We start from the raw sequence: 10,417 nt of genomic DNA, 5'->3' as shown, positions 1-10,417 counted from the left end.
GGGGCGCGCCGCGGGCGGGGCGCGGGGCGCCGCCGCCCTCGCGCGCCGGGGGCGGGGGGGGGGGGGCGGCGCCCCCCCCCCCCCGCCGGGGGTCAGCCGAGGCCGCGGATCAGGTCGGCGGCGCGCTCGGCGAGCATGGTCACCGGGGCGTGGGTGTGGGCCCGCACGATGCCCGGCATGGCCGAGGCGTCCACCACGCGCAGCCCCGACACCCCGCGGACGGCGAAGGCCGGGTCGACCACCGAGGCGTCGTCGGCGCCCATCCGGCAGGTGCTGACCAGGTGGTGGATGCTGCCGCCGGTGGCCCGGACGTAGGCGGCCACCGCCTCGTCGTCCTCGGCGAGCGCGCCCGGGGTGAGCGGCTCGCCGATCCACTTGGCGAACTCCGGCTCGCGCAGGATGCGCTGGGCCGCCCGGACACCGTCCACCAGGGTCGCCAGGTCCGCGCCCGACGGGTCGGAGAGGTAGCGCGGGTCGATCAGCGGGGCGTCGCGCGGGTCGGCGGTGCGCAGGGTGACCGCGCCGCGGCTGTGCGGCCGCAGCAGGATGACGCCGAGCGCCAGGCCGTCCGCGGCGGGGCGGCGGTGCTCGCCGAGGGGGACGACCAGGTGGACCACCTCGATGTCCGGGGCGGCGAGCTCGGGCCGGGTCCGCAGGAAGAGCAGCGCCTCGGAGATGATCGAGTCCAGGGTGCCGGTGCGGTCGCGCAGGTACTGGTCGATCTGCTCGGGGCCGGCCCCGGCGCCCGGCGAGGCGAAGCCGCGCGCCTCGAACGCCAGCGGCACCAGCAGGTGGTCCGTCAGGTCGCGGCCGACCCCGGGGAGGTCGGCGACGGTCTCGATGCCGTGCGCGGCCAGTTCGCCGGCCGGGCCCACCCCGGAGAGCAGCAGCAGGTGCGGGCTGCCGACCGCGCCGGCCGAGAGGATCACCTCGCGCCGCGCGAGGATCCGCTCCGGGCCCGTGGCGCCCTCGACCTCGACCTCGATCCCGATCGCCCGGGTGCCCTCGAAGAGCACCCGGCGCACCAGGGTCCGTGCCGCGACGGTCAGGTTGGCGCGGTCCCGGGCCGGGGTGAGGTAGGCGTCGGCGGAGCTGTGCCGCAGTCCGTCGCGGTGGGTGGCCCGGGCGAGCGCGTAGCCCTCCTGCACCTCGGCGGCCGGGGCGTGGCCGAGCCGTGCGCAGGCATCCGTGAACGCGGGGGTCACCGGCAGCGGGTAGCGCAGGCCGGTCAGCGAGATCCGCTGCTCGGCCCGCTCGAACCAGGGCAGCAGCTCGGCGTGGCTCCAGCCGTCCAGGCCGGCCTCGGCCCAGCCGTCGTAGTCGGCCCGGTGACCGCGGGTCCACAGCTGGGCGTTGACCACCGAGGAGCCGCCGACCGCCTTGCCGCGCGGGATGGGGATGGTGCGCCCGTCCAGGCCGGGCTGCGGCTCGGTGCGGAAGTTCCAGTCGAGCGGGCCGCCGAAGAGCCGGGGGAAGAGGATCGGCACCTGCACCTCGGGGAGCTTCTCCGGCTCCCCGGTGCCGGCCTCGACCAGCAGGACCCGGGCCGTTCCGTCGGCGCTCAGCCGGTCGGCCAGGACGCAGCCCGCCGAGCCCGCGCCCACGATCACGTAGTCGTACTCGGTCATGCCGCCGCTCCGTTCGGGTCCGGGTGCAGGAAGGTCCAGGTGGTGCTGGCGAGTGTGAAGTGCCGTGCCATGTCGGTCCTTTCGGTGTGCTGCGGATCGGACGGGGGTCAGCGGGCGGCCGGGACGCCGTCCTCGCGGCCGGTCGGGGCCGCGGCGGGCGGGGCCGGCGGTGCGGCCGGCTGCGGGGCCGGGCCCCACGGGCGGGCCAGCAGGTGCCGCACCAGGGCGAGGCCGGCCAGCAGGGCCACCAGGGCGCAGACGCCGCCCCAGCCGAGGGCGCCGTAGGCGCGCACGCCGAGCCAGGAGCCGACGCTGCCGCCCAGGAAGGCGCAGGTCATGTAGGCGGTGTTGAGCCGGGCCCGGGCGTCCGGACGGAGCGCGAAGATCCGGGACTGGTTGGCGACCTGGCCGGACTGCATGGCGACGTCGAGCAGCAGCATCCCCGCGCCGAGGCCGACCAGCCCGGCGGCCCCGCCCAGCAGGCCGGTGAGCAGCAGCGCCGCGGCGGCGACGGCGCCCAGCATGCAGGCCAGGTTGACCCGGTCCGGTCCGGAGCGGTCGATGCGCCGGCCGGCGGCCGGGGTGGCGAACATGCTGGCCGCGCCGACCAGCGCGATCACGCCGACGGCGGAGGTGCCGAGGTGGTAGCGCGGTCCGGTGACCAGCAGGGCGAGCGCCGTCCAGGCGGCGCTGAAGCCGGCGAAGACCAGCGCCTGGTAGAGGCAGGAGCGGCGCAGCAGCGGTTCGGCGCGCAGCAGCCGCAGGGACTCGGCGAGCAGGGCGGGGTAGCGCTGGTCGGTGGTCGGTGAGGTGGTCGGCAGCGCGGTGGCCATGGCGAGCGCGAGCAGCAGGACCAGCCCGGCGGCGATCAGGTACGGGGCCCGCCAGCCGAGCCACTGGCCGAGGGTGCCGGAGAACGTGCGGGCGAGCAGGATGCCGCCGATCAGGCCGGACAGCAGGGTGCCGGTGACCGCGCCGCGCCGCTCGGGCTCGGTGAGGCCTGCGGCCATCGGGATGATCACCTGCGGGACGACGGTGGCGGCGCCGACCAGGGCGCTGGCGGCGGCCAGGGCGGCCAGCCCGGTGGCGGTGCCGGCCAGGACCAGGCCGGCGCTGGTCACCAGCAGCAGCCAGGTGATCAGCCGCCGGTGCGGCAGCCGGTCGCCGAGCGGGACGAGCAGGAAGATGCCTGCCGCGTAGCCGAGTTGGGCGCAGGTCACGACGATCGCCGCGGAGCCGGGGGTGACGTGCAGGCTCTTGGCGATCAGCGGGACGACGGCCTGCGGGAAGTAGACGTTGGCGACTGCCGTCCCGCAGGCGACGGCGAGCAGCAGGATCAGCCGCCGGCCGAGGGTCGGCGCGGGGGCGGGGGTCGGAGCTGCGGGCATGGGCACACACCTTGATCGGTCGGGATGGAAGGGGATGCGGAGCGCGGGGTGCAGCGGTCCGGGGCCGCGGGCCCGGGGCGGCGAGCCTAGGGAACCGGTTTAACCGGTGCCATCAACGTACCAGTAAAACCGGTTCCGGAGTAGCGTGGTCCCATGACCTCCGCCACCGCGCCCCCGCGCCGCTTCCGCACCGGCTCCGGCCGGATCTGCCTCGACTACCTGCGCACCCTGCGGCTGCGCGGCTCGGCGGACGCCGCCGAGGAGTTGGACGGACCCGAGGCGCTGGCCGACTGGGTCCGCCAGCTCGGGCCGTACGCCGCGGGCGCCGCCGTCCCCGCACCGGCGCCGGACACCCTGGAGGCCGCCCGGGAGCTGCGCGAGGCCGTGCACGCCCTGCTCACCGCCGCACGCAGCGGCGGCGGCCCCGCCGGCTGCCCGGCCGGGGCGCGGGAGACCGTCAACGGCTTCGCCGCGCACCCGGTCCCGGTGCCCGCCCTGGACGGCCGGGGCGTGCTGCGCCACGAGGCCGCGCGGCCGGTGGACGCGGTGCTCGCCGCGATCGCCCGCGACGCCCTCGAACTGGCCACCTCGCCCGCACTGGCGCGGGTCCGCGAGTGCGCCGGCGAGAACTGCGCGGCGTGGTTCCTGGACACCTCCCGGCCGGGCAGCCGCCGGTGGTGCTCGATGGACTCCTGCGGCAACCAGGCCAAGAAGCAGAGCCTGCGGGCCAAGCGCGCCGCCGGGGAGGCCCACTGACCGCGGGTCACCGCGCGGCCCGGGCGATCTCCGCCATGGTGCGCGCGCAGGCGACCGCGTCCCGCGCCGTGGCCAGCACCGGCCGGGCGGCCCCCGCGAGCGCGGCGAGGAAGGCCGCCGCGGCGTCGCCAGCGTCCGGCGGGCGGTAGGACTCCCGGCGCGCCCCGTGGCGGTCCGTCAGCACCAGTTCGCCGCCGCGGACCTCGACGCTCCCCCGGGTGCCCGCCAGCCGCAGCGCCACCCCGCCGGGGCGGACGTCCCAGCCGGTGTGCAGCGCCACCGGCACCCCGCCCCACGCCAGCAGCGCGGTGCCCCCCGCGTCCCCCGGCCGGCCGCCCGGCAGCGGGCGCAGCACGGCCGAGCGGACCCGCAGCGGCGCCCGCGGCCGCAGCCACCGCAGCAGGTCGACCAGGTGGACGCCGAGGTCGGCCATGGCGCCGACGGCGCCCCACGCCGGGTCCAGCATCCACGCCGCCCGGGTGTCGAACAGGCCGTCCGGCAGACCGGGGTGGGTGAACCAGGCGTCGGCGCAGGCCAGTTCGCCCAGCGCCCCGCCGGCGAGCAGCGCCCGGGCCCGGCGCAGCGCGGGCGCGCAGCGCAGGAACATCGCCACGGACACCGCGGCGCCGGCCGCCTCCGCGGCCCGGGTCAGGGCCAGCGCCCCGGCCGGGTCGGCGGCCAGCGGCTTCTCGACCAGGACCGGCACGCCCGCCGCGAGGGCGGCGGCCAGCAGTTCCGGGTGCTCGGCGGTGGTCGAGCAGACCACGGCGGCGTCCGCCCCGGCCAGCGCGGCGGCCGGGTCGCCGGCCACCGGGGCGTCCGGGAGCGGGCCGCCGGGCCACCGGCCCGGGTGGACCGCCGACACCAGGGCCGCGCCGGCGAGCGCGCGGAGGTGGTCGGCGAGGTGCGGGTGGGCGGTGCCGAGGACCGCGACCCGCGGGGCGCCCGGCCGGTCAGCGCCCACCGGGGACGGCCAGGTCGAGGCCGGCGGGCCGGCCGAAGCCGCGGTTGACGTAGAGCAGCGGCTCGCGGCCGTCCGCGCTCGCGCAGTGCAGCACCCGGCCGACCAGGATGCTGTGGTCGCCGCCGTCCAGCACCGCGTGCATCGTGCAGGCGATCCGGACCGCGGCGCCCGGGACGCCGGGCAGGCCCAGCTCCAGCGGGGCGGTGTCGCCCGCGGCGAAGCGGTCGACGCCCGAGGTCGCGAAGCGCACCGCGATCTCGCGCTGGTCCCCGGCCAGGACGTTGACCAGGAAGCTCCCGGCGGCGGTGAACGCGCCGTGGGTGCTGGCCCCGCGGTCCAGGCAGAGCATCACCAGCGGCGGGTCCAGCGAGACCGAGGTGAACGAGCTGGCGGTGAAGCCCCAGCGGCGGCCGGCCGCGTCGACGGTGGTGGCGACCACCACCGGTCCGGGGACCCGCGCCATGGCGCGGGTGAAGTCGAGGTTCGGGTCGGTGTCGGGCATGGCGGTCAGAGCTCCTCGGAGAGTCGGGTTCGGGGTCGGCCGGCGCCCGGTCAGGCCGCGGCCGCGCTCGCGGCGAACTCCCGCAGCCAGCGGCGGAACGCCGGGCCCACGTCGTCGCGGCGGCAGGCGAACTGCACGACGGCGCGCAGGTACTCGCCGCAGTCGCCGGTGTCGTAGCGGCGGCCGGTGAACACCACCGCGTGCACCGGCCCGCCCGTCCCCGGGTCGCGGGCGAGGGTGCGCAGCGCGTCGGTGAGCTGGATCTCGCCGCCCCGGCCGGGCCCGGTCTTGGCGAGGACGTCGAAGACCGCAGGGTCCAGCACGTAGCGGCCGATGACCGCCAGCGTGCTCGGCGCCCGGCCCGGTTCGGGCTTCTCGACCAGGTCGGTGACCCGCACCACGCCGTCCCGGACGGGCTCCACCGCGGCGCAGCCGTACCGGCCGATCTCCCGGGGCCCGACGTCGGCCAGTGCGAGGACGCTGCCGCCGAACTCCTCGCGCAGCCGCATCATCGCGTCGAGCAGCGGCTCGGCCGGGTCGACCAGGTCGTCGCCGAGCAGCACGGCGAACGGCTCGTCGCCGACGTGCGGGGCGGCGCAGAGCACCGCGTCGCCGAGGCCGCGCGGGACGCCCTGGCGCACGTAGTGCACGGCGGCCAGGTCGGCCGAGGCCCGTACCAGGTCGAGGCGGGCGAGGTCGCCCCTGGCGGCGAGCGCGGCCTCCAGTTCGGTGTTGCGGTCGAAGTGGTCCTCGACGGCGCGCTTGCCGCGCCCGGTCACCACCAGGACGTCGGCCAGGCCCGCCGCGGCGGCCTCCTCGACCACGTACTGGATGGCCGGCTTGTCGACGATGGGCAGCATCTCCTTGGGCGTGGCCTTGGTCGCGGGCAGGAAGCGGGTCCCGAGGCCGGCCGCCGGGACGACGGCCTTGCGTACGCGCGGGGGCAGATCGGTCATGGTCGTGGCGGTCCTTCCGGACGGCGTCGTGGCAGCGGGTGTGACGGCCGGTCAGGCGCTGACCGGGTGGCGCCGGGCGCCGTCCGGGTCCGCGCCGTCCTCCGGGCGGACGCCGTGCAGCGCGCGGAGGAAGGAGCGGGCCCAGTGGTCGACGTCCCGTTCGCGGACCCGGCGGCGCAGCGCCGCCATCCGGCGCCGGCCCTCGGCCGGGTCCTGCGCCAGGGCGGCGGCCACCGCGTCCTTGAGGGCGGCGAGGTGGTGCGGGTTGACCAGGCGGGCCTCGGCGAGTTCGGCGGCGGCGCCGGCGAACTCGCTGAGCACCAGCGCCCCGCCGAGGTCCGGGCGGGCCGCCACGAACTCCTTGGCGACCAGGTTCATCCCGTCGCGCAGCGGCGTCACCAGCATCACGTCGGCGGCCCGGTAGAGGGCGGCGAGCGCGACGCGGTCCACCGTGGTGTGCAGGTAGTGCACCGGGGCGCGGCCGATCTCGCCGTACGCGCCGTTGATCCGCCCGACCCGGGCCTCGATCAGCGCCCGCTCGGCGCGGTAGTGCGCGACCCGCTCCCGGCTGGGCGTGGCGACCTGTACCAGGACGGTGTCCCGTGCGGTCACCCGGCCCTCGGCGAGCAGTTCCTCGTAGGCCCGCAGCCGGTGGTCGATGCCCTTGGTGTAGTCGAGGCGGTCGACGCCCAGCAGGATGCGGCGGTCGGCGCCGAGCCGGTCGCGGATCTGCCGCGCCTGCTGGCGCACCGGTGCGCTGCCGGCGAGGGTCTCGAAGTCCGCGGTGTCGATGGAGATCGGGAAGGCGCCGACCCGGACGGTGCGGCCGGGCAGCCGGAGTGTCCCGAGCACCCCGGGCCCTGCCGGGCCTCGTTCCGCCCGCCCGCACCCGAGCCGCTCGGCGAGCAGCAGGAAGTTGTTCGCCCCGCCCGGGAGTTGGAAGCCCACCAGGTCGGCGCCGAGCAGTCCGGCGACGAGCTCGGTGCGCCAGGGCAGCTGGAGCAGGAGCTCGGCCGGCGGGAAGGGGATGTGCAGGAAGAAGCCGATCCGCACGTCCGGGCGCAGCCGGCGGATCAGGTCGGGCACCAGCATCAGCTGGTAGTCCTGCACCCACACGGTCGCGCCGGGCGCGGCCCGGGCGGCCGTGTGCTCGGCGAAGCGCCGGTTGACCCGCTCGTAGCTGTGCCACCACCGCTGGTCGTACACCGGCGGGACGACCGCGTCGTGGAACAGCGGCCACAGGGTGGCGTTGGAGAAGCCCTCGTAGTAGTCGCGGTGCTCCTCCTCGTCCAGCGGCACGGCGGCGAGCCCGATCCCCTGCTGCGGGAGGGCCGCGCCGACCGGCCCGGTGCTGCCCGGCCAGCCCACCCAGGCGCCCCGCCGGGAGCGCAGGATCGGCTCCAGGGCGCTGACCAGGCCGCCGGGGCTGCGCTGCCAGCGCACCTCGCCGCTCGGGCCCCGGTCCGGGTGGACCGGGAGGCGGTTGGCCACCACGACGAAGTCCGCAGCTGCTTCGGTGCCCTGCCGGACGGGCGGCATGTCCACGTGCTGTCTCCTTCGGGAGGTCGGGCGGCGGTAGGCCGGGAGGCCGGGAGGTCCGGGCCCGGCGGGGCGGCGGCCGGGCGGGCCCGCCCGGGCCCCCGGGTCCGGCGGTGCGGTGCGGGGGCGGCGGCCGCTACGCCGCGCGGAAGTCGACGATCGTCTTCAGGTCGGTCGTCGAGCGGTAGTTCTCGAAGATCCGCACCAGGCCGTCGTAGTCCTGGAAGTCGTGGACGGTGGACAGCAGCCGCTTGCCGTCGACCACGCCGGTGAGCAGCATCTGCATGGCGGTCTGGATGACGTTCGCCGAGTGGTGCATCGGGAACGCGGTCACGTCGAACGGCGAGGCGCTGATGTTGATGCCCTTGGCGAGCATCAGCCAGGTGTCGAACTTCTGCATCTCCTGCGAGGCCCCGTAGAGGATGTAGCGGCCCTTGGGCTTGAGGCGGCGCATCGCCACCCGGCGCGGGTCCTTCTCCTCGTCGTCGACCTTCACCGTGGGCAGCGCGTCGAAGACGTAGTCGAAGGTGTTCTCCGGCACCTCGGCGATGAGCTCCTCGGGCTGGTACGCCCGCTGCGAGAAGTGCTCCTCGGCGTGCCGGTTGCGCATCACGTTGGCGTCCACCGACACCACCGAGTTGGGGGCGAACAGCCGCTTGATGACGCTGCCGGCGATGACCCCGATCGGGCCGGTGCCCATGACCAGCACCCGGTCGCCGATCCTGGGCGGGTTGCCCAGGATCGAGCGCAGCACGCCGGTGGTCGGCTCGATGAACGAGGCCTGCAGGTCGTCGAGCTGCTCGGGGACCTTCACCGCCGCGGCCCGCAGGTCGTCGGAGAAGTTGCGGTCGGCCCAGAAGACGTCCTCCTTGACCTCGCCGGAGAAGACCGGGCGCAGGCTGCGGTACTCGGCGAAGCCGCCGAAGTCCGTCTGCCCCCAGTAGACGATGCGGTCCCCGACGTGGATGTCCGGGTGGTCGAAGTCGGGCCCCTTCTCGACGACCTCGCCGAGGTACTCGTGGCCGAGGACGACGGGGTACTCGGAGGGGAACAGGTGGCCCTCGAAGAACGAGATGTCGGTGGAGCAGATGGAGACGCAGCGGGTCCTCAGCAGGACGCCGTCGGCCGGGGTCTGCGGTCGCGGCACCTCTGCCAGGACGGTCTTCCTGGGGGCGAGGAGCTGAAGGGCCTTCATGGTCTGCATGGCCGTCCTTCCGGTTCGGGTCGCGTACGGGTCGGATCAGTGCGGGTCGTGGTTCTCGTGGCGCGGTGCGCGGTGCGGGGTGCGGGGTGCGGGGTGCGCGGTGCGGGGTGCGCGGTGCGGGGTGCGCGGTGCGCGGTGCGCGGTGCGGGGTGCGCTCAGCGGCGCATGCTCAGGCCCCCGCCCAGCAGGTACTGGCCGGTCATCTCGATGTTGGTCGGGGACAGGGTGATGTGCTTGGCCGCCGCGTGGGCGTCGCGGAAGTACCGCTCCAGCAGGCTGGACGCGTACAGCGACGAGGTGCCGGCCAGCGTGAACAGGGAGCCGATCGCCTCCAGGCACTGCTCGGCGACGGTCGCCGCGGCGAGGCGGACGGTGGCGCTCAGCGCGTCCCCGCCCACGTCGCCGAAGCCCTCGGCGTGCCAGGCCGCGTCGGCCAGCAGCAGCCGGGCCGAGCGCACCTGGACGGCGGCCCGGGCCAGCCGGTCCTGCACGGTGTGGCTCGCCGCCAGGGTCGCGGTGCCGGCCGCCGGCCGCTTCGCCGCGGCGAGCGCGGTGAACTCCTCCAGCGCGCCGCGGGCCGCGCCCAGCACCGTCGACGACGAGCCGAACAGCCCGAAGTCGTAGTAGCTGACGGCGTATCCGCGCGAGGCGCGGGCCGGCGGCGCGAAGAACATGTCGCGCTGGACGACGGTGTACTCCTCGGGTACGAGGACGCCGTCCACCTCGTAGTCCTCGCTGCCGGTGCCGCGCAGGCCGAGGGTGTGCCAGGTGTCCAGCATCCGCACCGAGGAGACGGGGACGAAGAGCATCCGGATCTCCGGGGCGCCCTCGACCGCCCGCGGGGCGCCGTTCTCGGTGATGCGGGCCGCGCAGACCAGCCAGCCGGCGTGCGCCGATCCGCTCGCGAAGCCCCACCGCCCGCTCAGGCGGTACCCGCCGGGGACGGCCTCCGCGGTGCCGGTGGGGTTCACCGAGCCGACCACCAGCCCCGGCTGGTCGCGGAAGAGCTCCTCGGCGACCGGCTCCGGCAGGTAGTCCGAGAGCCGGCCGATCGCGGCCTGCACGCCCATCTGCCAGGCGACGGCCGGGTCGAGCCGCGACAGCGCCTGGAGGGTCAGCGAGCCGGTCTCCAGCGTCACCTGGGACCCGCCCAGATGACGGGAGACCAGCATCCGGTGCATCCCGGCGTCCCGCAGCGCCTCGAAGACGGGCAGCGGGGAGGAGCGGCGCTGCTCGCCCTCGTCCCGGAACTTCTCGATCACCGGCGCGATGCCGTCCACCCGGGCCAGCCACTCGGCGCTCTCCGGCGACAGGGGCCTGCGGTCGATCAGCGCGGGCCGCTCGTGCTGCTGGGTCATTCCCACCACCTCCTGAGGTCACCAGGAGCGTAGGAACGGCGGACGGGTGTTCAAGAGCGGAAGTCGCGGCGCCAGTTCGCCGGTTGACCTGCCCGGGCGCCGGGCCGGGGACCGCCGGGAGG

At 76.4% G+C, this 10,417-nt stretch carries 9 protein-coding genes; 1 reads left to right on the top strand and 8 read right to left on the bottom strand.

The window, feature by feature from the left end:
* Positions 1 to 92: 92 nt before the first annotated feature.
* Positions 93 to 1,628 (bottom strand): GMC family oxidoreductase, encoded by a 1,536-nt coding sequence (locus tag ACFV0G_RS25645; RefSeq protein WP_380552417.1) that lies wholly within the window; start codon positions 1,626 to 1,628, stop codon positions 93 to 95.
* A gap of 107 nt (positions 1,629 to 1,735) precedes the next feature.
* Positions 1,736 to 3,016: an MFS transporter gene (locus ACFV0G_RS25640; RefSeq protein WP_380552414.1), complete on the bottom strand. Its 1,281-nt coding sequence runs from the start codon at positions 3,014 to 3,016 to the stop codon at positions 1,736 to 1,738.
* A 153-nt stretch (positions 3,017 to 3,169) separates the two neighbouring features.
* On the opposite strand from ACFV0G_RS25640, the gene ACFV0G_RS25635 reads away from it, so the two are divergent.
* Positions 3,170 to 3,772, top strand: coding sequence for a CGNR zinc finger domain-containing protein (locus tag ACFV0G_RS25635; protein WP_380552411.1), 603 nt, complete (start codon positions 3,170 to 3,172; stop codon positions 3,770 to 3,772).
* Between the two features lie 7 nt (positions 3,773 to 3,779).
* Here ACFV0G_RS25635 and ACFV0G_RS25630 read toward each other — a convergent pair whose 3' ends face one another.
* The 6 genes from ACFV0G_RS25630 to ACFV0G_RS25605 all read right to left on the bottom strand — a co-directional run bounded on the left by ACFV0G_RS25630 (position 3,780) and on the right by ACFV0G_RS25605 (position 10,295).
* Positions 3,780 to 4,736 (bottom strand): Gfo/Idh/MocA family oxidoreductase, encoded by a 957-nt coding sequence (locus tag ACFV0G_RS25630; protein ID WP_380552408.1) that lies wholly within the window; start codon positions 4,734 to 4,736, stop codon positions 3,780 to 3,782.
* A complete protein-coding gene (locus ACFV0G_RS25625) occupies positions 4,726 to 5,238 on the bottom strand; it encodes a flavin reductase family protein (protein WP_380552405.1) in 513 nt (170 codons plus the stop codon). Before ACFV0G_RS25625 ends, ACFV0G_RS25630 begins: the two co-directional genes overlap by 11 nt.
* Positions 5,239 to 5,288: 50 nt before the next feature.
* Positions 5,289 to 6,194 carry a UTP--glucose-1-phosphate uridylyltransferase gene (locus tag ACFV0G_RS25620; protein ID WP_380552402.1) on the bottom strand — a complete coding sequence of 302 codons (906 nt, stop codon included), beginning with the start codon at positions 6,192 to 6,194 and terminating at the stop codon, positions 5,289 to 5,291.
* A gap of 51 nt (positions 6,195 to 6,245) precedes the next feature.
* Positions 6,246 to 7,733: a trehalose-6-phosphate synthase gene (locus ACFV0G_RS25615; protein WP_380552420.1), complete on the bottom strand. Its 1,488-nt coding sequence runs from the start codon at positions 7,731 to 7,733 to the stop codon at positions 6,246 to 6,248.
* Positions 7,734 to 7,869: 136 nt separating this feature from the next.
* Positions 7,870 to 8,937 carry a zinc-binding dehydrogenase gene (locus tag ACFV0G_RS25610; protein WP_380552399.1) on the bottom strand — a complete coding sequence of 356 codons (1,068 nt, stop codon included), beginning with the start codon at positions 8,935 to 8,937 and terminating at the stop codon, positions 7,870 to 7,872.
* 155 nt (positions 8,938 to 9,092) lie between these two features.
* The gene (locus ACFV0G_RS25605; protein WP_380552396.1) at positions 9,093 to 10,295 is read right to left on the bottom strand and encodes an acyl-CoA dehydrogenase family protein; all 1,203 of its coding nucleotides are present in this window, start codon (positions 10,293 to 10,295) and stop codon (positions 9,093 to 9,095) included.
* Between the last annotated feature and the right edge of the window lie 122 nt (positions 10,296 to 10,417).

It is taken from the genome of Kitasatospora sp. NPDC059571 (assembly GCF_042735675.1).
Lineage (GTDB): Bacteria > Actinomycetota > Actinomycetes > Streptomycetales > Streptomycetaceae > Kitasatospora.
The sequence above is the reverse complement of the archived record's forward strand: the minus strand, read 5'-3'. Positions and strand labels throughout refer to the sequence as shown.

Coding starts and splice junctions, on each gene's coding strand:
- ACFV0G_RS25645 (WP_380552417.1), bottom strand. CDS start 1,628: ATGACCGAGTACGACTACGTGATCGTGGGCGCGGGCTCGGCGGGCTGC.
- ACFV0G_RS25605 (WP_380552396.1), bottom strand. CDS start 10,295: ATGACCCAGCAGCACGAGCGGCCCGCGCTGATCGACCGCAGGCCCCTG.
- ACFV0G_RS25635 (WP_380552411.1), top strand. CDS start 3,170: ATGACCTCCGCCACCGCGCCCCCGCGCCGCTTCCGCACCGGCTCCGGC.
- ACFV0G_RS25610 (WP_380552399.1), bottom strand. CDS start 8,937: ATGCAGACCATGAAGGCCCTTCAGCTCCTCGCCCCCAGGAAGACCGTC.
- ACFV0G_RS25625 (WP_380552405.1), bottom strand. CDS start 5,238: ATGCCCGACACCGACCCGAACCTCGACTTCACCCGCGCCATGGCGCGG.
- ACFV0G_RS25640 (WP_380552414.1), bottom strand. CDS start 3,016: ATGCCCGCAGCTCCGACCCCCGCCCCCGCGCCGACCCTCGGCCGGCGG.
- ACFV0G_RS25620 (WP_380552402.1), bottom strand. CDS start 6,194: ATGACCGATCTGCCCCCGCGCGTACGCAAGGCCGTCGTCCCGGCGGCC.
- ACFV0G_RS25615 (WP_380552420.1), bottom strand. CDS start 7,733: ATGCCGCCCGTCCGGCAGGGCACCGAAGCAGCTGCGGACTTCGTCGTG.